The sequence below is a fragment of the Blastococcus colisei genome (assembly GCF_006717095.1).
GTDB classification, from domain to species: Bacteria; Actinomycetota; Actinomycetes; order Mycobacteriales; family Geodermatophilaceae; genus Blastococcus_B; species Blastococcus_B colisei.
Window position 1 is genome coordinate 3,903,120 of record NZ_VFQE01000001.1, and the last position, 20,661, is coordinate 3,923,780.

At 72.7% G+C, this 20,661-nt stretch carries 21 protein-coding genes and 1 pseudogene; 12 read left to right on the top strand and 10 right to left on the bottom strand.

Translation table 11 applies throughout. The annotated features are described in order from the left end of the window. Nucleotides 1–40: 40 nt before the first annotated feature. Nucleotides 41–781, top strand: coding sequence for a response regulator transcription factor (locus FHU33_RS18570; protein ID WP_142026700.1), 741 nt, complete (start codon nt 41–43; stop codon nt 779–781). On the opposite strand, the gene FHU33_RS18575 is transcribed toward FHU33_RS18570, so the two are convergent. The 5 genes and pseudogenes from FHU33_RS18575 to FHU33_RS18595 form a co-directional block, all read right to left on the bottom strand. Next, nucleotides 763–1,470 carry a response regulator transcription factor gene (locus tag FHU33_RS18575; protein ID WP_142026701.1) on the bottom strand — a complete coding sequence of 236 codons (708 nt, stop codon included), beginning with the start codon at nt 1,468–1,470 and terminating at the stop codon, nt 763–765. The genes FHU33_RS18570 and FHU33_RS18575 overlap by 19 nt on opposite strands. A gap of 385 nt (nt 1,471–1,855) precedes the next feature. Then, on the bottom strand, nt 1,856–3,286 hold the full coding sequence (locus tag FHU33_RS18580) for a glycosyltransferase family 2 protein (protein WP_142026702.1): 1,431 nt from the start codon (nt 3,284–3,286) through the stop codon (nt 1,856–1,858). Next, on the bottom strand, nt 3,276–4,556 hold the full coding sequence (locus FHU33_RS18585) for a HEAT repeat domain-containing protein (protein ID WP_142026703.1): 1,281 nt from the start codon (nt 4,554–4,556) through the stop codon (nt 3,276–3,278). Before FHU33_RS18585 ends, FHU33_RS18580 begins: the two co-directional genes overlap by 11 nt. A gap of 2 nt (nt 4,557–4,558) precedes the next feature. Continuing rightward, the gene (locus FHU33_RS18590) at nt 4,559–4,951 is read right to left on the bottom strand and encodes an ANTAR domain-containing protein (protein WP_142026704.1); all 393 of its coding nucleotides are present in this window, start codon (nt 4,949–4,951) and stop codon (nt 4,559–4,561) included. A gap of 218 nt (nt 4,952–5,169) precedes the next feature. Then, a pseudogene (locus FHU33_RS18595) lies at nt 5,170–5,951 on the bottom strand (isocitrate lyase/PEP mutase family protein). A gap of 149 nt (nt 5,952–6,100) precedes the next feature. Here FHU33_RS18595 and FHU33_RS26505 point away from each other — a divergent pair. Then, nucleotides 6,101–6,334, top strand: a complete 234-nt coding sequence (locus FHU33_RS26505) for a (2Fe-2S)-binding protein (RefSeq protein WP_142026705.1) — start codon at nt 6,101–6,103, stop codon at nt 6,332–6,334. Next, nucleotides 6,267–6,803 carry a bacterioferritin gene (gene bfr, locus FHU33_RS18605; protein ID WP_246063837.1) on the top strand — a complete coding sequence of 179 codons (537 nt, stop codon included), beginning with the start codon at nt 6,267–6,269 and terminating at the stop codon, nt 6,801–6,803. The genes FHU33_RS26505 and bfr overlap by 68 nt, the downstream gene beginning before the upstream one ends. A gap of 78 nt (nt 6,804–6,881) precedes the next feature. Here the strand turns inward: bfr and FHU33_RS18610 are convergent, their stop codons facing one another. After that, on the bottom strand, nt 6,882–7,838 hold the full coding sequence (locus FHU33_RS18610) for an ABC transporter substrate-binding protein (RefSeq protein WP_142026707.1): 957 nt from the start codon (nt 7,836–7,838) through the stop codon (nt 6,882–6,884). 134 nt (nt 7,839–7,972) lie between these two features. Here FHU33_RS18610 and FHU33_RS18615 point away from each other — a divergent pair, with 134 nt between their 5' ends. Then, entirely contained in the window at nt 7,973–8,911 is a 939-nt protein-coding gene (locus FHU33_RS18615) for a siderophore-interacting protein (RefSeq protein ID WP_142026708.1), read from the top strand. A 127-nt stretch (nt 8,912–9,038) separates the two neighbouring features. Here the strand turns inward: FHU33_RS18615 and FHU33_RS26410 are convergent, their stop codons facing one another. Then, the gene (locus FHU33_RS26410; RefSeq protein ID WP_342778671.1) at nt 9,039–9,725 is read right to left on the bottom strand and encodes a GNAT family N-acetyltransferase; all 687 of its coding nucleotides are present in this window, start codon (nt 9,723–9,725) and stop codon (nt 9,039–9,041) included. Nucleotides 9,726–10,017: 292 nt separating this feature from the next. Here FHU33_RS26410 and FHU33_RS18625 point away from each other — a divergent pair, with 292 nt between their 5' ends. The 4 genes from FHU33_RS18625 (at nt 10,018) to FHU33_RS18640 (ending at nt 13,489) form a co-directional block, all read left to right on the top strand. Then, complete coding sequence (locus FHU33_RS18625) at nt 10,018–10,437, top strand: hypothetical protein (RefSeq protein ID WP_142026709.1); 420 nt, start codon at nt 10,018–10,020, stop codon at nt 10,435–10,437. A 380-nt stretch (nt 10,438–10,817) separates the two neighbouring features. Further along, entirely contained in the window at nt 10,818–11,357 is a 540-nt protein-coding gene (locus FHU33_RS18630; protein WP_246063838.1) for a class F sortase, read from the top strand. 273 nt (nt 11,358–11,630) lie between these two features. Beyond that, entirely contained in the window at nt 11,631–13,106 is a 1,476-nt protein-coding gene (locus tag FHU33_RS18635; RefSeq protein ID WP_142026711.1) for an HNH endonuclease signature motif containing protein, read from the top strand. 176 nt (nt 13,107–13,282) lie between these two features. Beyond that, the gene (locus FHU33_RS18640) at nt 13,283–13,489 is read left to right on the top strand and encodes a hypothetical protein (protein WP_142026712.1); all 207 of its coding nucleotides are present in this window, start codon (nt 13,283–13,285) and stop codon (nt 13,487–13,489) included. On the opposite strand, the gene FHU33_RS18645 is transcribed toward FHU33_RS18640, so the two are convergent. Continuing rightward, nucleotides 13,467–14,240, bottom strand: a complete 774-nt coding sequence (locus tag FHU33_RS18645; protein ID WP_170182524.1) for a MerR family transcriptional regulator — start codon at nt 14,238–14,240, stop codon at nt 13,467–13,469. The genes FHU33_RS18640 and FHU33_RS18645 overlap by 23 nt on opposite strands. 109 nt (nt 14,241–14,349) lie before the next feature. Here FHU33_RS18645 and FHU33_RS25125 point away from each other — a divergent pair, with 109 nt between their 5' ends. The 4 genes from FHU33_RS25125 to FHU33_RS18665 all read left to right on the top strand — a co-directional run bounded on the left by FHU33_RS25125 (nt 14,350) and on the right by FHU33_RS18665 (nt 18,469). Continuing rightward, nucleotides 14,350–16,197 carry a hypothetical protein gene (locus FHU33_RS25125; RefSeq protein WP_211355188.1) on the top strand — a complete coding sequence of 616 codons (1,848 nt, stop codon included), beginning with the start codon at nt 14,350–14,352 and terminating at the stop codon, nt 16,195–16,197. Nucleotides 16,198–16,225: 28 nt separating this feature from the next. Next, nucleotides 16,226–16,660: a cupredoxin domain-containing protein gene (locus tag FHU33_RS18655; protein ID WP_142026714.1), complete on the top strand. Its 435-nt coding sequence runs from the start codon at nt 16,226–16,228 to the stop codon at nt 16,658–16,660. 10 nt (nt 16,661–16,670) lie between these two features. After that, complete coding sequence (locus tag FHU33_RS18660) at nt 16,671–17,975, top strand: hypothetical protein (RefSeq protein WP_142026715.1); 1,305 nt, start codon at nt 16,671–16,673, stop codon at nt 17,973–17,975. A gap of 143 nt (nt 17,976–18,118) precedes the next feature. After that, nucleotides 18,119–18,469 (top strand): flagellar FlbD family protein, encoded by a 351-nt coding sequence (locus FHU33_RS18665; protein ID WP_142026716.1) that lies wholly within the window; start codon nt 18,119–18,121, stop codon nt 18,467–18,469. 43 nt (nt 18,470–18,512) lie between these two features. On the opposite strand, the gene FHU33_RS18670 is transcribed toward FHU33_RS18665, so the two are convergent. Continuing rightward, nucleotides 18,513–19,985 (bottom strand): protein kinase domain-containing protein, encoded by a 1,473-nt coding sequence (locus FHU33_RS18670; protein ID WP_142026717.1) that lies wholly within the window; start codon nt 19,983–19,985, stop codon nt 18,513–18,515. Nucleotides 19,986–20,096: 111 nt separating this feature from the next. Continuing rightward, complete coding sequence (locus FHU33_RS18675; protein ID WP_142026718.1) at nt 20,097–20,642, bottom strand: gluconokinase; 546 nt, start codon at nt 20,640–20,642, stop codon at nt 20,097–20,099. Nucleotides 20,643–20,661 lie beyond the last annotated feature (19 nt).

Consider the following 20,661-nt stretch of genomic DNA (forward strand, 5'->3'; position numbering starts at 1 on the left):
CGCCCCCCACCCCCACTGACCAGAGACGGAGGACCGGACCATGTCCCAGCCCCACGTCGACACTCACGTCGTCCGGACCGCCCTGGTCGTCGACGACTCCGCCGCCGCACGACACCGGGCCGCCACCCTGCTCCGGCTCGGCGGCTGGCAGGTCGTCGAGGCCGTCGGTACCGACGCCGCACTACGCATGGCCGCGATCGCCGACTTCGACCTCGTGGTCACCGAGATGGCGATGCGGAACGGCCACGGCGCGACCCTGATCCGCAAGCTGCGCGAGAGCGGCAGCCGTGCCCGCTTCCTCGTGACGGCTTCCCGTCGCACCCAGCAGGTCCGGTTGCTGGCCGCCTCGGCGGGTGCGGTGGCCTGCCTGGCCAAGCCGGTGGACCCACGGCTCTTCGTGGACGTGATGCGCGGTCTGGCCCCCGTCGTCCACCAGCCCGTCGAGGCCGCCGCACCGGCGCCGGAGCCTGGTGCCGGTGCGCGGCAGCGCGCCGAGGAGATGTACGCCAGCGCGCTCCCCCACCGGCTCGCCTCGATCGCGGCCGGCGCACGGGAAGGCGACGCCGACGCCGTCGCGTACCTCGCTGACCTGCTGGCGGCGGCCAGCGACCGGATGGGCTACACCGAGGTGGCAGTGGCCGCCCACGCCGTCGCGGACGACGCCCGTCGCGGGGTCGTGCCGCAGTCGCGGCTGATGGCGCTCGTCGGCGTCTGCTCGCGCGTCGAAGGGACCCGCTGGGGCGCCGTGGGCCAGGAGGCGACTCAGGCGACGAGCCGGTAGCCCACTCCGCGCACCGTACGGATCTCAGGAGAGCTGAGGCCGGCGGCGACGAGCTTGCGGCGCAGGTTGGACATGTGCGCCTCAACCAGCCGGAGGTTGCCCTCCCAGTCGGTCTGCCAGACCTCGCGCAGCAGTGTCTCGCGCTGCAGCACCCGGCCCGGCCGGGAGGCCAGGGCGGCCAGCAGGTCGAACTCGGTGCGGGTCAGGTCGACGACGGAACCGTCGACGCGGACCTCGCGGGTCTCCTCGTCCACCTCGAGCTCGGCGAGCCGGCGCACCGACTCCTCGGCCGCGGCGGCGGTCTCGACGGGGGCGGGCGCGGTCCGGGGGAAGCGCAGCATCGCCTGCACGCGGGCGACGAGCTCCCGCGGCGAGAACGGCTTGGCCATGTACCCGTCCGCACCGACGGCCAGCCCGATGAGCAGGTCGACCTCCTCGGCGCGCGCGGTGAGCATCAGGACGTAGCACTGGGTCTCGGCCCGGATCTGCCGGCACACCTCGGTGCCGTCGGCGTCCGGGAGGCCGAGGTCGAGCACGATCAGGTCGGGGGCGTCGCGCCGGACCTCCTCGAGGCACGCGGCCCCGGAAGCCGCCTCGCGGACATCGAACCCGGCCCGGCCCAGCACCGTGGTGACGAGCTCGCGGATCTCGTCGGTGTCCTCCACGACGAGCACGGACTGTGCGGGCACGACCTCTCCTCCTCACCGGCGGCGGGGTGCGGAGGACAGCCCTCCGTTCACCTGTCCGGGTGATCGGCAGCGGGGCGCCCCGGCTTGAGTCCAGCGTGTGGGTCCGGGCCCGGCTCCCCCCTCCGAGTGAGGGTGCCCTCGGCGTCCGCCCGGTTCCCGGCCACTGCCGACGGAGGAGCCGGCGCCTGCCCCCACAGCCGCTCGAGGCCGCCTGGGGCCGGAAGTCCTGGCGAGACGGAACTCTCGGGACGGGCCGGGCAGCGAACATGCGGGCCCCTCGACCACGCAGCCGTGTTCCCTCACCGGGCGGGGCGTCCGGCATCCCACACGGGTCGCACGCGGATCTCTCCAGGCAGTGCAGCCTGCCGGCTCGGGCAGTTCGCGCTCAGGTCGCCTCGACGAATCCCTTGCGCGGCATGGCGCCCCACTGGGTGCTTCCGGGCGCCAGCGCCCGCAGCCGCCACCACAGCGTGAGCGGCCGGTAGAGGAACGGCTCGGCCAGCGCGACGAGGAACAGCCGCGCCAGGTCAGCGGTGTCCCGGTATCGCCCGAAGCGGCGCTCCTGCAGGTAGACCGCGACACCGGTGGTCAGCCAGCCGGCCAGCAGGGCACAGCCGGCCACGGCCGCCGCCACCACCAGGTCCAGGGCTCCGGTCGCGGCCGCAGCGACGAGGGTCAGGTAGCCGATCGCCTCCATCAGCGGTGCCAACAGCTCGAACGCGGTGAGGTAGGTCATCCCGAGCAGCCCGAAACCGCGGTAGCGCGGATTGCCGATGAGCCGCCAGTGGTCGCGCAGGCACGTGATCAGCCCCCTGTGCCACCGGATCCGCTGGCGGCCCAGTACCCGGAGCGTCTCCGGCACCTCGGTCCACAGCACGGCCTCGGGAACCTGCAGCACCGGACCACCGGGCATGTCACGGCCGGCGTCCATCGCCTGCTGGACCAGCCGGATGGTGATGTCGAGGTCCTCCCCCAGGTGTCCGACCGCGAACCCTCCGACGCGGCGGAGCTCCTCGGTGCGGAACAGGCCGAACGCTCCGGAGACCAGGGTCACCGACGCGAGTGCGCCCATGCCGGCCTTGCCGACCACGAAGCTGCGGAGGTACTCCAGCAGCTGGCAGGCGGCCAGGAAGTTGCGTGGCACGCGCGGGCGCACCACCTGCCCGGCGGAGACCTCGCAGTCGTTGACCGGCAGGATCGTGCCGCCCACCGCAACGGGGTCGCCCCGGTGGTCGCGCAACGCCGCGACCGCCCTGGCCAGCGCCTGGGGCTCGACGAGCCCGTCGCCGTCGCCCACCACGATGAGCGGCGTGTCGGCCAGGCTGACACCGACGTTGATCGCGTCGGCCTTGGAGCCGCCGGCCTCCTTGTCCACGACCCGCAGCGGGATACCGCGCCTGCAGGGTTGCCAGACCGCGCGGACCGGCCGGCCGGGCAGTGCCGCGAAGGCCTCCGGCGGCAGCTGCGTGGGCAGCAGGTCGAATGCGGTGACCAGGCGCTCGAGCGTGTCGTCGGTGGAACCGTCGTTGACCACGACGACCTGCAGCGCCGGGTAGTCCAGTGCCAGCAGGGAGGTGACTGCGGGGACGATGACCGGGCCCTCGTTGTACGCGGGGACCACCACGGTGACCGGGGCGGGGTCTGCGGTGCGGCGGAGCTCGGCGAGCCGCCCGGATCGCCGGGACGGGCCGAGCCGCGCCAAAGACACCGCGGCGGACGCCGAGAGAAGGAGCATGACGGCCTGCAGTGCCACGGTGTAGCCCAGGCCCGCGACCCCGAGGACGACCAGCAGCTCCGTGCTGAGCTCAGCGAGCATCGGCGCGATCCCGCGTGACGGCGGGCTGCCGGTGATCCCGCTGCTGCGGGACCGGCACCGCGAGCAGCGCGCCCAGCCGCTCCCGGACTCCCGGGTGGGGATAACGAGCCGCGGCCTCGGTGAGCAGCGCGGTCATCTGCCCGCGCTGCACCAGGGCCGCGACGGCGGCCTCGGCCACGCCCCGGCGGGCCGGATCGTCGGCGATCAGGTCGGTCAGCAGTCCCGTGCCGACGAAGGCCTGCTGCAGTCCGGTCGCCGCCGCGGTGGTGACGAACTGCGGGCTGCGGCCGATGAGGTCGGTGAGCACTGTCACGCCCCCGGGAACCGCCGCGACGGCTGCGGCCGCGCGCTGGCGCACCGACCACTGCGGGTCGTCGAGCAGTCCGACGAGCGCGGGCACGACCTGCGGCACGCCGATCTGCCCGAGGGCGGTTGCCGCATGGGCGCGCACCTCCTCGTCGGGGTCGCCGAGAGCCGCCAGCAGTCCGGGCACGGCGAGCGTCGTCGCCCCACGGGTCAGTCCGCGGGCGGCCTCCACGCGCACCCGGCTGTCCGGCGCCGCCAGCGCCTCCACCATCACCGGCTGGGCGATCATCGGGTCGCCACAGGCGACGAGGACCCGCAGCATCCGGGGAGTCCGCTCGCCGGCCCCGATCTGCTCCAGGACCGCCGGCGCGGCCGCAGGTCCCAGCAGGCTCACCAGGTCGGCGAGCCGCTCTGCGGCGCGCTCCTCCTCCGTGCCCAGCATCCGCAGCAGCGCGGGGGCGGCCCGGTGCGCGTCCAGCCGGATGTAGGCGGTGGCGGCCGCCACCCGCACGTCCGCGGCATCGTCCCGCATCGCGATGTGCAGCGCCTCGACGGCCATGGGCAGGCGTAGGGCGCCGATGGTCTCGGCGGCGGCCGCACGCCGGTTCTGGTCGGGGTCCCGCAATTGCTCGAGCAGCTCGGCCTCGATGCCGACGGCCGCGGCGAGTTCCGACAGACGACCGTCAGCCTCACCGCGGACCGTGCCGGCGACCGACGTCGCCAGGTCGCGCAGCAGGTGGCGGCCGGACTTCCGCCGTGCCACGTCCTGCAGCCGGCGGCGCGCCTCGCTGTCGTCCTCGCGCCCGAGGACGACGGCCAGCAGGTCTCGGCGGACGTCGGCACGGATCGCCGTCACGCGGCGGATCCGTCGGCGACGCCCCCCGCGCAGCACCGCGACGGCCACGACGACGGCCACGACCGCGGCCGACAGAAGCGGCAGCGCGGCCAGGAATGTGGTGCGCACTGTCACGCCTCGTCCGCCGTGCGGCGCAACACCGCGGCCAGCGAGGAGCGAAGTTCTCCTGCGTGCACGGGAAGTGCCAGCACGGCGTCGGCTCCGGCGTCGAGCGCGGCGATGCGGGCGGTCGGGCTCTCCTGGTCCACCAGGGCGAATCGGGCGGCGCCCGGTGCCGTCTCCGCGCAGGCTGCCAGCGCCGCCGACAGCGAAGTTCCGGGAAGCGGAGCAACGAGGACGACCGCGACGGGCGCGGGGGAGCGCGCAAGCCTGGCCGTGAGCGCGGCGCTGTCCTCCGCGATGTCGATGTGCGCACCGGTGCCGGCGAGGATCTCGGCGAGCACGAGCGCGGAGACGGGATCGGGGTCGGCCACGACCACAGGTATGTCCAGCGCGGGGACCACGGGTCCTCCTCCGGGATCTGCAACGTCGGGCCGCGGGATCGGCCGTCAGGTGTCCTTCGCGCAGGTCATCGACCGGTTGCCGGAGATGCTTGAGGGGTGCGCCGCCGCAGCGCTCTCTCCGGGTCATGTCCGAAGCCGCAGCTCCACCTCACCAACCGCGGTCGCGACGACGTCCGCCGCCCGCGCCAGCCGGTCGGAACCGCCGCGGGCCGGCACGGTCAGTTGAGCGACCGGGTCTCCTGCGGCAGGACGCCGCCGGCGACCAGCTCGGCCGTGGCGTCCTGCAGGGCGGTCAGCGCGACCCGCTGGGTGAACGGGCCGGTCGACACCCGTGCGACGCCGAGTTGCTGCAGGTCCCGGGCGGGCAGCGAGCGCCCGGGCACGCTGATGACGCTGAGCTTCTGCGGGCCCAGCGCATCGACGAGGGCCGCGATCTCCTCGCGGGCCGCCGCCCCCGGCACGAACACCACCGGAGCTCCGGCGTCGAGGAAGGCCCGGCCGCGCCGGACCGCCTCGGCGACGAGGTCCTCCCGTGACGCCGCGGGAGCGGCCCGCAGGAAGGCGTCCGTACGGGCGTTGAGGACGAAGTCGATGCCGGCGTCACGGCCGGCGCGCAGCACGGCCTCCACCGCGGCGACGGCGTCGTCCAGGGGCTTCATCTGGTCCTCGAGGTTGCCCCGACGACACCGACCGCGATCGCCCGGCGGGCGGTCTCCCCCGGATCGCCGTAGCCCGCCTCGACGTCCATCGTCACCGGCAGGTCGACGGCGTCCACGATGCGGCCGACCATGTCCAGGTGGAGGTCCAACGGGATGTTCTCGCCGTCCTCGTAGCCGAACGTGGCCGCGATGGAATGGCTCGCCGTGGCGAGGGCGTGGACGCCCTCGGTGCCGGCGACCACCCGGGCGGAGACCACGTCCCAGACGTTGGCCAGCACCAGGATCTCCGGGGCGGTGTGCAGATCGAGCAGGGTGCGCGCACGGGCGGCGAGGTCGGGCATGGGCCGAACGTAGATCACGGCTCCGACAGGCACGGTGGTGTTCGGCGCTCTTGACGGAGACCGCTTAGGTCAGGCTAACCTGCATCCAGTGCCCAGGGTCGAGCCTCTGGGAGGCAGACCTGTTCCGCACTACCGGTGAGGCGACCGCCATGTACGTGTGCCACTGCAACGTGGTGACCGACCGCGACATCCTCGAGTCGATCGCGAACGGCGCCCGATGCGTCGCCGACGTGGCCCGCGAGACCGGTGCCGGCCGCACCTGCGGCAACTGCATCAGTTCACTCCGCGACCTCGTGTGTCAGCATTGCCCGGTCCGTGCCGAGCGCCGTACCGAGCCCGATGCGGCCGAACGAGAAGTGGGAGTGGCTGGTGCAGCCCGTTAGCCCCCGTGTGGTCGAACTGCTCAATGACGCGCTCACCTTCGAGCTGACCGTCACCAACACGTACTTCCTGAACGCCCGGATGCTGGACGCCTGGGGCCTGCCCAAGCTCGGCAAGGTGTTCTACGACCTGTCCATCGACGAGATGCGCGACGCCGACGACCTGATCCAGCGCGTCCTGCTCTTCGACGGCCACCCCAACGTGCAGCGCCTCGGCGCGATCCGCGTCGGCGAGTCCGCCGAGGAGATGCTGGTCCTGGCCCTCGACAGCGAGAAGGCCGCCGTCGCGCAGTTCAACGCCGCCGCCAACGAGTGCCACGACCTCGGCGACCACGGCACCGCGGCCGTCTTCGAGGAGTTGGTGCGGGACGAGGAGAAGCACGCCGACTGGTTCGAGGCCCAGCTGGCCGCCATCGAGCGGGTGGGTGCGCCGCAGTACCTGGCCGCGCAGATCTCCACCGAGACGCCCTGACGGCGTCCCCGCCACGCACCGAGGGCCTCTCTCCCGGACGGGAGAGAGGCCCTCGGTCGTTCCACGGCCGGAAGCCGATCAGCTGGCGAGCAGCTCCTGCAGCGCCTCCAACTGGAGGTTGGCCGCCATGAGCCCGATGCCGGTGTAGAAGACGTCGTCCTCCACGGCGAACGCCTGCCCGTTCTGCACCGCGGTGAGCTGCGACCACAGGGGGCCGGCGACGACGGCGGCCTCACCGGACTCGTCGGCCGATCCGTACGAGGAGTACAGGACGACCTCACCGTTGGCCAGGGTCAGCTGCTCCTCGCTGAGCTCGGCGAAGGTCTCGCCCTCGCCACCGGGCAGCTCGACGATGTCGAGCCCGATGTCGGTCAGCACCGTGCCGATGAACGACTCCGGCTGATAGGCGCGGATCGGGCCACCGACGAAGCGCAGGGGGCTGACCGTGGTGCCTCCGGGGTCGCCGATCGCCTCGCCGAGCTCCGCCGCCTGCTGCTCGTACTCCTCGAGCAGCTCCTGCGCCTCCTCCTCCTTGCCGAGCGCCTCGGCGTCGAGCAGGAAGTTCTCCTTCCACGTGTCACCGAGGTCCGCGGCGAACACCGTGGGGGCGATCTGTGACAGCTGGTCGTAGATGTCCTCGTGCCGCACCGAGTTGGACAGGATGAGGTCGGGCTGCAGGGCGGCGATCTCCTCGAGGTTCGGCTCCTGGATGGTGCCGACCACCTCGATCCCCTCGGCGTCCTCCGCCAGGTAGCTGAGGAACTCCTCGGACACGTCGGTGGTCACCGCGCCGACCGGGGTCACGCCCAGGGACAGCGCGGCGTCCAGCTCCCCGGTGTCCAGGACGACGACACGCTCCGGCTGTTCCGGGATCTCCGTGCTGCCCATGGCGTGTTCGACGGTGCGCGGGAAGGCCGCGCCCTCGGCCGCCGAAGACGGCGCGGCGGAAGCGGTGTCGTCCCCGCCTCCGCAGGCGGTGAGGGACAGGGCGGCAGCCAGGGCCAGACCGGTCGTTGACAGGGCAGTGCGTCTCATCGTTCTCCTCGTGAGCGGGCACGCACATCGGTGGGTCGTGCCTCTGGATCCGTCCGCGACCGTGTGCAAGACTCCGTCGCGAGCCAGGTGAGGCTAACCTAACGCTTTCGCCTACCGGAGATCGGGAGAGGTGCATGACGGTCGAGGCAGTCCAGGTCCCCGTGTACCGCCCGTTCCCCGCGCAGGTCGCAGGCCTCCAGCGGATGAGTCCGAGCTTCCTGCGGGTCACCTTCACCGGCGCCGACATGGCCGACTTCGCGTCGAACGGCTTCGACCAGCGGATCAAGGTCATGCTCCCGCTGCCCGGCCGCGGGATCGACGACTGTCCGTCCGATGCCGACTGGTACGGCGCGTGGCGGGCCCTGCCCTGCGAGCGGCAGATGCCGATCCGCACCTACACGGTCCGCGCGATGCGGCCGGAGCGCGGCGAGGTGGACGTCGACTTCGTGCTGCACGGCGCGACCGGCCCGGCCTCGGCGTGGGCCGAGACCGCCGGGATCGGCGACGAGGTCGTGCTCATCGGCCCGAACGCCCGCTTCCCCGGCCCGACCGGCGGCTTCGAGTGGCACCCGCCGGCCGACGCGTCGTGCCTGCTCATCGCCGGAGACGAGACCGCGGTGCCCGCCATCTGCGCGATCGTCGAGACGCTTACCGCCGGGCAGCGGGCCCGGGTCCTGCTCGAGGTCCCGACCTCCTCCGACGTGCTGAACGTGGTGGCACCGTCGGGCGTGGAGATCACCTGGCTGCCCCGGTGGCCGGACGACGGCGCGCCCCCGGCGCCGCGCGGTGCGCTGTTGACGGCGGCGGTCGTCGCGGCGGTCGAGGAGCTGGGCGACGACCTCACCCCGACGCCGGTCGCCGACCTCGACGACGTCGACGTGGACGCCGGCATCCTGTGGGAGGTGCCCGAGGAGGACGGCCTCCCCCGGCGCTCCTCCGGTGTGTACGCCTGGCTCGCCGGGGAGGCCGGCGTGGTGAAGGGCCTGCGCCGCCATCTCGTGCAGGAGCGCGGGGTCGACCGCCGCTCGGTCGCCTTCATGGGCTACTGGCGGGACGGCAAGACCTCCGACTAGTACCCCGGCCGCCAACGTTCGCCCTGCCGATGCGGCGCGAGCAGGGGCCTCGGGGTCTCTGAGCGGCCCACCACGGGACACCGTCCGCGCTGCACGACCGTCAGCGGGTACAGGCCCGGCGCTGGCCTCAGAAGTCGACCCGCACCACGGCGCGTCGCACTGTCGGCCGACTGACCTCGATGAAGCCGGCATCGGCGAAAACGCCTTCGGTGCCGACGTGGAGCTCTTCCAGGATCACGTTCTTCGTGGTCACGGGGTAGCCCTCGATGGCGCTGGCGCCGCGCTCGCGGGCGAAGTCCACCGTGGCGCGCGCAAGGGCCCGGCCGACGCCGCGCTTCCGGAAGCCTGCGCGCGTGAACACGTAGGTCACCGCCCACGCGCTGTCGTCGGTCTTGTCCTCTTCGCGGCCCCTCCAGGGGACGCGGTTGTTGCGTACCAAGCCTCGTAGGCGTGCATGGCTCGACGGCGCACCAGCCGACGGGCTCGGTGTCGAGGTACGCGAGGAGCCCACTGGTCCTGGTTGCCTCCGGCCGGCCGCAGTCGGTCTGCTGGCGCAGCCGTTCGGCCCGTTCTTCGGCGGGGAACCCGGCGAAGAACTCCCCGGGCCGGAGCTTGTATCGCTGGCACTGGCACCTGGTCGCCAGGCCGCGAGTGCCGAAGACCATCTGCAGGTCGTCCCAGCTCGCTTCGTTGGCGGGCACCACGGACCGATTCTGCAGGTCAGGTCCACCGTTGGCGGGTGGAGCAGGGCTCCGAACCTCCGTCGTCGTAGACCATCCGACGTTGCTGTCCCTGAAGCCGCCCTCCGTCCCATAGCGGCCCACTCAGGGACACAACACCAGGGGTCGCAGCACTTGGGCGTTGGAACGCCGGGCGCCGAGTTCGTCCATGGGCACGGAGCGCCGCCTCTGTGATGTTGAGTCTGTTACGAGCCTGATGTCGCGGTCTGCGGGACGCGTGAGACCTATGTGGGCAGGACTAGCGAAGGTTGCTAAATGATTGGCTGAATATGGGCGCAAGCGCTTCGACTACGACCCGTATCGGAACGGCTTCGTTGTGCAAGGGTTGACAGCCGCCTCTCCCCACAGATTTACGGAGTCTGAATCATGCGTCGTCGCACCACCGCCGCTGCTGGTGTTCTCTTCACCGCGGCCCTGTCCTTTGGCTTCTCCGGCACGGCCCACGCCGCCGACAGCTACAACTGCCCAGACTTCGTCTCGCAGGCGGACGCCCAGGCTGTCTATAACGCCGACCCGAGCGACCCGAACCAGCTGGACCGCGACAACGACGCCCAGGCCTGCGAGGACCACGACTACGTCGCCAACTCGGGGACCGTCACCAGCGCCATGGCCCTCGGCACCACGAGCCAGGTGACCAGCCGTCCGGCGGGGGCCGTGGCCGCCGGCGACGGCAGCTCGTCCAACGACGAGGCCAGCGTGCTGCCCTACGTCCTGGGCGGCGTTGCCCTGACCGCGGCCGGTGGGGCCGCGTTTGCTGCCCGGCGCAGCTCCCGTCTGACCGTCTGACCGTCTGACCGTCTACCGGCTGACCGTCTGACCGTCTGACCGTCTGACCGTCTGACGTGCACCATCGCGCACGCACCGCCCGCCCCGGTTACTCAGAGAACGGGGCGCGCGGTGCGGTGCGCATCGTCGGGGAGTACCCCCCGCCACTCCCATCGGCGCGAGCGTCGAGCACTGACGCCGAGCTTGGAGCCCTCCTCGCCCGGCCGCCCCGAGTCACCCGCTACGGACAGCCCAGTCGCCGCGGTGCCCGGAGCGCCCGGCCACGCGCCGCCCGTGTCTGGGCGGGCACCTCGGCGGCGCTCGCCGCCGCAGGGATCGCAGCGGTCGTCGTCCTGCCCCAGAACACGAGTGACCCCGTTCGACTCGACGTTCCCCTCGCCGTGGTCGCCCCGCCGGTTCCCGCGACCGCGACTCCGTCCGCGCCTCCTGCAGAGCTGGTCAGTTCGACGGTCACTGCACCGCAACTGCCGGCCAGTAATCCCTCTTGGGTCCAGATACCGGCCCTCGGAGTCACATCCAGGATCGTGGAGCTCGGCCTGGAGCGGGACGGCTCCATGGAGGTTCCGCCGGGCGCCTATCCCGTGGGCTGGTACGACGGCAGCCCCACACCCGGCCAGCTCGGGCCCGCTGTACTTGCCGGCCACGTCGACTGGGAGGGCGAACCAGGCGCCTTCTACGCGTTACGGGAGTTGCGTCCCGGGGACACCGTCGTCGTAGACCGCGCCGATGGCACCGTCGCGACCTTCCTCGTCGACCGCGTCGAGGAGCACGCCAAGGACGACTTTCCGACCGAGGAGGTCTACGGCGACATCGACCACGCCGGTCTGCGCCTGATCACCTGCGGTGGAGCGTTCGACGAAGGCACGGGGGACTATCAGGACAACATCATCGTGTTTGCCAGCCTCGAAGCGGTCGGCTGACACTCGAGCGCCTCCGCCGTCCCAGCGGGCCGTTCTACGTCGGGAGCAGTCAGTTGCAGGCGCTGCGGATGCGCCACCGGCGAAGAGTCGTTGGCAAGTGTGGCCGGGTCGCACTGAAGGCGCCTTCAGGGCGCACGTTGCCCGACGTGGCACTGGTTCGGCACACGACTCCTCCCGCTCGCAGGCACCCCTCTCACTCCCATCGCTGTGCGCCCCGCACGATCCCGCTCTCGACGTGCGAGAACTGTCGTACCCCGACCCTAGCGTGTGGGTGTGCCTCGGATCTCCGGCTCCTCGACCGTCGAGGGCGTGCTGATCGACTGGTTGCTCGACCAGCCGGTCAGCCCGTCGCGGCTGCCGGTGGCGTTGCTGTCGAAGGAGCAGGTAGCCGCGGAGCTGCACCAGCAGCAGCGCCGGCAGGCGATGGCTGCCGCCTATGAGGCGGAGTTGATCGTGCGGCTGGCCGAGCTGACCTCCGACGAGCACGACCCGCCGCCCGGTACCCCGGGGGCGCGCAAGCCCGGCTGGGCGGCCGGGAACGATCCGGTCGGGGTAAGTGAGTTCTTCGCCGGGGAGCTGGCGATGGTGCTCAACCGCGGCCGCGGCACCGCCAACCACCTGCACCACCGGGCGCGGGTGTGGCACGAGAACCTGCCCGCCACCTACCGCGCGCTCTCCCGGGGGGAGCTGGATCTGGCCCGCGCGGCGGCGCTCGCGGACGTGCTCGGGAGCACCCGCCCCGACCTGGCGCGGGCGATCGAGACCATGCTGCTGCCCGAGGCGGTCGACCTGTCCGTGGCCAGGCTGAAGACCCGGGCGCTGGAGCTGCTGCTCGCGCTGGACGCCACGGCTGCCGATGAGCGCCGCGAGCAGGCCAAGCGCTGCGCCGACGTCTTCCTGCAGCCCGGCTCCGACGGCATGGCCACCCTCGGCGCGGAACTGGCCGCCGATGAGGCGGCCGAGGCCTACACGGTGATCGACCAGCTGGCCACGATGGCCAAGGCCGACGGCGACCCACGCCCGATCGCCCAGATCCGCACCGAGCTGTTCTCCCTGCTGCTGCGCCGCCCCGGCGGGCACGACCAGCCCGACGCCACCGCCCATCTGACGATCACCGCCACCCTCGACTCCCTGCAGGGCGGATCCACGCAGGCGGGGTCGGTCAACGGGCTGGCGATCACCGCGGCGCACGCCCGCGACCTGCTCGCCCGGATCGGCGCCCTGGGCCTGCAGACACCGCACGGCGGCACTCTGACGTTCGCGATCACCGACGCCGACGGCCGGCTGCTGGCCACCACCACGGTCGCCGAGCTGCTGCGGGTGGCGAAGAAGGGCTGCGCCGAGCATCCGGGCGGGAACTGCGGCTGCCCGGTGCTCGGCACGCCCCCGGACACCGATCGCTACGAGCCCACCGACCGGCAGGAAGCGTTCGTCAGGACCAGGGATCGCACCTGCCGGATGCCCAACTGCGGGCAGCGGGTGGGTTGGGCCGATCTGGACCACGTCATCCCGCACGCCTGCGACGGTGCGACGACGTGCACGAACCTCTGCTGCCTGTGCCGCTCTGATCATCGGCTGAAGACCTTCGCCCGCGGCTGGCGCTTCGTCATGGACCCAGACGGCACCCTGCACGTCACCACCCCCTCCGGCATCACCCGCACCACCCGGCCCCCGGGCCTGCGCACACCCCCGCCCGAGCCGCCCGAGCCGCCACCGGCCGAATCGAACAGCGACCCGCCGCCGTTCTAGTCGTAGAGGGATCAAGCAGGGCGTGCCGGCCCGCCGAGCAGTCGACGGGCCGGCAGCGTCCCTGGCGACTCAGCCCTGGAACCGAGGATCCGCCGCCGTTCTGACGAGCTCCGCGGCGACTCCCTCGGGGCGATCTCCGTTTGACACCTCGACATCGATCGGTGTCGCATGGAGGCATGACCGGTGCCGTTGACCTGCTGACGATGGACGGCCTGAGCATCATCGGGACGCTGGGCTTCTTCGTGCCTGCGGCGATCCTCGTCGCGCTCGTGGTCGGAGCCGTCGTGCGCGACCGTCGGATCAGCGCGCGGGAAGACGCCGCCGAGGCCGACCGGGCCGCGATGCAGCGCGAGGAGATCCCTACTCCGCCTCGAGCTGACTGAGGGCCGTCTCCAGCGCCGTCCCCACCGCGGCGGCCATCTCCGTGCGGAAGGCGGCGAGGACCGCCTGCGCCGCTGCCGGCTGCAACCGGGTGACGGTGTCCCGCACCGCATCCAGCTGCTCCCTGGGCGCCCCCGCGTCGACGAACGCCTGCCAGCCGGTCGTCACGAACATCTGCACGTACGTCTGCGCGATCTCCCGGACGTGCTCGTTGACCTTCGCCTGGGCGACGATGAGCTCCTCCGGCGGAACACCCAGGCGGACGACCTGCAGCCCCGCCGTCAACAGCGCCGGGTCCATGACGCGCAGGGCGCCCTCGTCGTCCAGCCGGTGCACCAGCCCGATCTCGACCAGCCGGTCGACCAGCGCCGGGTCCTCGGGGACGCCGGCGCGGGCGGCGAGCTCGGCGCCGGTGATCGTCTCGGGCTCCGGGGGGAGCCAGGGAGCCAGCAGCGCCCGGTGCAGGGCGAGCGTCGCGGTGCTCGCGTTCGCCGGCGCCGACGCCAGCGTCCGCTCGATCATCGCCAGCGAGTAGCCCTCTGCCAGCATCTCCCGGACCAGCATGAGGCGGGCCACGTGCTCGCGGCCGTAGTAGCCGGTGCGCCCCACCATGCGGGGTGGCGGGAGCAGCCCACGGGCGGAGTAGGCGCGAAGGTTGCGGACGGTGACCCCGACGCGGGCCGCCAGCTCGTCGACCGTCAGCTCACGACCGGATCCGTCATCGGGCACGGGGAAGTCCGTCGCCGTGGTCACGAACACATCCTCGTCATCGTGACCCCACGGTAAACGCATCGTTCTATGTATCAGTTGTCGATGTCACCGTGATGGGTGTTCCATGGCCGCATGGCCTCAGGAGGTTTCCGTGCTGCTCGCCGCTGACACACGTCCGGCCGGGGGCGCCGCGATCGGCGAGGTGATCCTGGCGACGGGAATCGGCCTCGGACTGACTGCAGTGCTGCTCGGGCTGGTGTTCCTGCACCGGACCCGGAGGTCGACGGTCCTCACCCGGGTCGGGAACCGGCTGGGCGCGGCGACCGGCGTCCCCGCATGGGTCGCCCTGCCGACCATCCTGACGACGGTCTCGCTGCTGGTCGCGCTGCTCGGGATGCTGTGGGACATCGCCCTGCACATCGGCGTGGGCCGCGACGAGGGCCCGCTGGCCAACCCTGCGCACTTCCTCATCCTCTTCGGGCTCTTCGGCGTCTTCGCCGGCGGCGTGCTGGCCTGCGCGATGCCCCTCGACGAGAAGCCCGGGCCGTCCTCGGTCCGCTTCCTGCGTGGCTGGGACGTTCCGGTCGGCGGCATCATCCTGACCGCCGCCGGCTTCTACGCCCTCCTCGGCTTTCCCCTGGACGACGTCTGGCACCGGATGTTCGGCCAGGACGTCACGCTGTGGGGCCCGACCCACCTGATGCTGATCGGCGGCGCCGGGCTGTCCATCGTCGGGCTGCTGCTCCTGGAGCAGGAGGGCCACGGTGGGCTCTCGACCGACGACGGCGACCGGAAGGTCGGCCGGACGGCCCGGTTCGTCCGCCAGGCGTCGGCGATGGGCGGGCTGCTGCTGGGCATGTCGGTCTTCCAGGGCGAGTACGACTTCGACGTCCCGCAGTTCCGGCTGGTGCTGGAGCCGCTGATGATCGCCGGTGCCGCAGGCATCGCACTGGTCGCCGCCCGGCTGTTCATGGGCCGCGGGGGCGCGCTGGCCGCCGCGGCGTTCTTCCTGGTCATCCGCGGAGCGATCGCACTGATCGTCGGGCCGGGGTTCGGCGAGATCCTGCCGAGCTTCCCGCTCTACCTGGGATCGGCGATCGTCGTCGAGCTGCTGGCTCTGCCGGTTCCGCTGGTCCGCCGTCCGCTCGTCTTCGGCGCCGTCGCCGGCGTCGCGATCGGCACGGTCGGGCACGCCACCGAGTGGGGCTGGACGCAGTTCACCCAGACGCTCTCCTGGCGCAGCGACATCCTCGTCGAGGGGACGATCATGGCGATCGCGGGTGGCGTCGTCGGCGGTCTGCTCGGTGCGCTGCTGGCCTCCGGCCTCCGCCGCCGTCTCCCCCGCCCCGCCGTGGCGCGAACCGTCCTGGCCGGCTCCCTGGTGGTGCTGGCCGCCGCCGTCGCCAACGGCCTGCTGGCGACCGTGCCCGACGACCTCGAGGCCACCTTCGGCATCGAGGACGTCCAGCAGGACCCGCGGACGGCGAACGTCACCGTCCAGCTCGACCCGTCCGGCTTCGTCGACGACCCCGCCTGGGTGCAGATCACCTCGTGGCAGGGCGACGGCCTGGTCGTCACCCCGCTCGAGCAGACCGGCGAGGGCGCCTACCGGACGACGGAGCCGGTTCCCCTGCACGGCACCTGGAAGACGCTGCTGCGCATCCACGACGGGCGCGTCCTCACCGCGATGCCGATCTACCTGCCCGCCGACGAGGCGATCGGCGAGGGCGAGGTCCCGGCCGAGGACGGCATGACGCGCGAGGCCATCCCGGAGATCGACATCCTCCAGCGCGAGCTCAGGGACGCCGAGGGCGGTCTCTGGACGGCGTCCAACCTCGTCGTGCTGTTCTGCACACTCGCCCTCATCGGCGTGATCTCGTGGGGTGTCGGGCGCTACTCCCGACGGGCCGACGACCGCGAGCGCTACCCGGACACCTCGGCCGACCCGCCGGCCGACGACGAGACCGTCCGCCCGGCCAGCGAGCTCGGCAGCCGCTGACCCCCCTCCCGGACCCGGAGGTCCGCTCGTGCTCCTTCGTACCGCCCACCTGCGCGTTGCCCTGGCCGGTGTCGCGCTGGCCGCCGTCCTGACCGGCTGCGCCGGCACCGACTCCGAAGCCGCGCCGAGCAGCAGTTCGTCGCCCTCGGCCGCACCCAGCGGCTCCTCCTCGTCGGCATCGGCACCGACGAGTGCGGCGACGGGTCAGCGGATCGAGGTCACGGTCACCGGCGGCCAGGCCGGCGGGGACACCGGCCGGGTCCCGGTCGCCGCCGGCGAGCAGGTCACGCTGGCCGTCACCTCCGACGTCGCCGACGAGGTGCACGTGCACGGCTACGACCTGACGGCGCCGCTCACCCCGGGCGAGCCCGCCGAGCTCACCTTCGCCGCGACCATCCCCGGGGTCTTCGAGGTGGAGCTGCACGACGCGCACACGGTGCTGCTCTCGCTCCAGGTGGGATGAGCGCGGTCGGGTGAACCTCCTCGCGCACGGGGTCGGCTCGCGGACCGACCTGCCGATCCCGCTCGGCCTCGCGCTCTACGGCGCCGGGGCGGCGATCCTGATCAGCTTCGTCGTCCTGCTGACGTTCTGGCGGACGCCGAAGCTCGGCGGGCCCGACTCCGGCCGGCCCGTCCCGGGCGCGCTCCAGCGGGCCGTCGACAGCACCGCCGTCCGGACCGTCCTGCAGGCGCTGGCCCTGGCCGCCGCCGTACTGGTGACCGCCGTGGCCCTCGCCGGTCCGGGGGAGACGTCGCGGAACCTCGCGCCGTGGGTGCTGTACGTGTCGTTCTGGGTCGGTCTGGTGCCGGCGAGCCTGCTGCTGGGCCCCGTCTGGCGGGCGGCGAACCCGCTGCGCCTGCTGTACCGGGTGCTGCGCCCGCTGGCCCCCGCCCCGCCCGCTGCGGCACGGCTGCCGTCGCTCGGACTGTGGCCGGCCGCGGGCTTCCTCGTCGCGTTCCTGTGGCTGGAGCTGGTCTACCCCGGCCGCGCCGAGCCGACGACGGTCGCCGCCTTCCTGATCGGCTACGCCGTCGTGCAGGTCGGGCTGGCGCTCCGGTTCGGCGAGGAGTGGTTCGCCCACGGCGACGGTTTCGAGGTGTACTCGACGGTGGTCGCCCGCCTCTCCCCGTGGGGACGACGGGACGACGGCCGGCTCGTGGTGCGCAACCCGCTGGCCAACGCGACGGCGGTACCGGCGGTGCCCGGTCTGGCCGCGGTCGTCGTCGTCCTGCTCGGGTCGACGGCGTTCGACGGGCTGTCCCGCACCGTGTTATGGCAGACCGGGCCGGGCGCCGCGAACGACACCTTCTCCGGAACGGTCGGCCTCATCGCCTCGATCGCGCTCGTCGCGGTGCTGTACGTGCTCGGCGCCCGGCTGTCGGGCCGTCTGGCCGGCCAGCCGGGAGCGGAGCAGCCGCGGCGGTACGCCGCCACGGTCATCCCCATCGCGCTCGGCTACACCGTGGCGCACTACTTCAGCCTGCTGATGCTCGACGGCCAGACGACCTGGATCCTCGCCAGCAACCCGTTCGGGCTGGCCGGCGTCGACCTGTTCGGCACCTACGACAACCGGGTGGACCTCACCGCCGTCAGCTCCGACGTGATCGCGCTCGTCCAGGTCGGCGCCGTGGTCCTGGGGCACGTCGTCGGCGTGACGCTGGCCCATGAGCGGGCGCTGCTCTCGGCTCGGCGTGCCCGGGCATCGGACCAGCTGCCGCTGGTCATCGTGATGGTGCTCTTCACCGTCGGGGGCCTGGGCCTGCTCTTCGGCTTCTGAGCCCAGGCCTGCAGATCTCCCTCAGCGGAGGGGTGAGGCGGGTGGTTCGGCTACAGCTGCGCGCTCGTCGGGCCGATGCAGAGTGTGCCGCCTACCGGCGCCATCGGGGTCCGCTGCCCCGCCTGAGCGGAAGGACCGCTTCCGTGATCGCTGTCACCTGCCGCAACGGCGAGTACTTCTCCGTCGACCCGACGCACATCGAACGGGTCGAGACCGACCCCGACACCGTCGTCCACCTGGTCGACGGAACCAAGTACGTGGTCAAGGAGAGCTTCGACGACGTGCTGCGCATGGTGCGTGACCACCACTCGGCGCTGACGGTCGTGCAGAAGCGGCTGGCGGGCGGGACGGCCGAGATCGCCGACAACGCGTCGACGGTCCGGAGCTCGGCCCTCTTCGTCGAGCGTCGGCGGTACAGCCGCGACGGCGACTCCATGCGCTCGGCCGCCGACCGGCGCCCGGTCGCCGACCTCCAGGACGACGACACCGACTGACCCCGACGCCGCCCGGCGGGGGCCGGCCGTCCGTCACCGGACGTCAGTCGTCTCCCTCCTCCTCGTCGTCGTCGCCGTTGCCCCTGCCCTCGTCGCCGTTGCCCCTGCCGTCGTTGCCGTTGCCGTCGTTGCCGTTGCCGTTGCCGTTGTTCTCGTCCTCCGGCGGTGCCGGCGGAACGGGTGCGGGTGCGGGTGCGGGTGCGGGTGCGACGGCGTAGGACAGCGTCACGGTGGTGTCCGGCGGGAGATCCCCCTCCGGCGTGGCGGCCGTGACCAGCCCGGCTGCCACGTCGGCGGTCTCCACCGGCGCGAGCTGCACCTGAAGTCCTCGGCCGACCAGCTCCGCCTGGACCTCGTCGACCGGCCGGCCGATCAGATCGGCGGCGAGGACGGCGACCGTCGTCGGCGCACTCGTCGGCGCACTCGTGGGTTCACTCGTGGGTTCACTCGTGGGTTCACTCGTCGGCTCCTCCGACGACGGCTGGTCGCCCGTGGCGCCCTGGCCGTTCATCAGCACGCCGGCGAGGACGACGACCAGGAGGACGGCGAGTGCGCCGACCAGCATCGCGACGGGCGCGCGGCGGGCACGCCCCGTCCGCGGCCCGGCCGATACGGACGCCGGCAGCGGAGGAGGGATCGGGAGCACCGCGGTGCGGGTCCCTCCGGCCACACCGATCGGTGCCGTCGCGCCGACGTCGGTGGCCGCGCCCACTGCGGCGCGCAGCGCGGCCCCGTCGGGGTACCGCGCCGCCGGGTCCTTGGCCATCGCCCGCTCGACCAGCCCGCGGACCCCGGCCGGCACGTCCGGTGGCAGCGGCTGGGGCTGTTCGCGGATCTGCATGAGCGCGATCTGGACGGAGTTCTCCCCGTCGAACGCCCGACGGCCGGCGAGGCACTCGTAGGCCACCGTCCCGAGGGCGTAGACGTCGCTGGCCGGCGTCGCCTTCCCGCCCTCGGCCTGCTCCGGGGAGAGGTAGTGCGCAGTGCCCACGACCTGACCGGTGCCGGTCAGGGGCACGCTGGACGCGGACCAGGCGATGCCGAAGTCGGTGATCTTGACGACCCCGTCGGTGCGGACCAGCACGTTGCCCGGCTTGATGTCGCGGTGGACCACACCGGCCTCGTGGGCGGCGGCGAGCGCGGCGGAGGTCTGCCGGAGGATGTCCAGCGTGTGCGCGGCGTCCAGCCGCCCCTCCCGCTCCAGCAGGGCTGACAGCGTCTCCCCCTCGACGAGCTCCATCACCAGGTAGGCGAGATTCTCGCCGTCCACCTGCAGCTCGCCGTAGTCGAAGACGGACGCGATGTTCGGATGGTGCAGTGCCGCGGTGTGCTGGGCCTCGGCGCGGAAGCGGGCGCGGAAGGTGGCGTCCTCGGTGAACTCGCTCCGGAGCACCTTCACCGCCACGGGCCGCTCGAGCAGCGTGTCGCGCGCCCGCCAGACCCGGCCCATCCCGCCGCTGGCCAGCGGCACCAGGAGCTCGTACCGGTCGCCGAGCAGGCGGCTGCGCGGTTCCACGGTCCTCCCCCGGCGCTCGACTGGCTTCCCTCGGACCCCGCCAGCCTGCCAGCACCCTGTTCCGGCGGCCCGGCAACGCCCCGTTCGGGTGACCGCGGGTGCGCCGCGAGCTCAGGGGCCGGGCGGTGATCCCCGCTCGGCGCCGAGTCTGGCGAGGACCTCGGCCACCACGACGTCCGGTGCGCCCTCGCCGGAGATGCTCGTCCCCGGCTCGTCCTCCTGCAGCGGCTGCAGCGTGGCCAACTGGCTCTCCACCAGGGACGACGGCATGAAGTGGCCGGTGCGGTGCTCCACCCGTTCCCGCAGCAGCTGCGCGTCCACCGTGACGTGGGCGAACCAGACCGACGGGTGCCCCTCGCGCAACAGGTCCCGGTAGCTCCGCTTCAGTGCCGAGCAGGTGACGACGACGGATGTCCCCGCCTCCTCGTGCTCCCCGATCCAGGCGGCCAGCCTGCGCAGCCAGGGCCACCGGTCGTCGTCGTCCAGCGGTTGGCCGCTGCGCATCTTCTCCACGTTGGCCTTCGGGTGGAACTCGTCCCCCTCGGCGAACTTCCATCCCAGCCGCTGGACGAGGCCGGTCGCGACCGTCGACTTCCCCGACCCCGACACCCCCATGACGACGACGGACGTGGTTGCCACCTGGGCATCGGACTGCATGGGCCGACCGTAGGCCCGC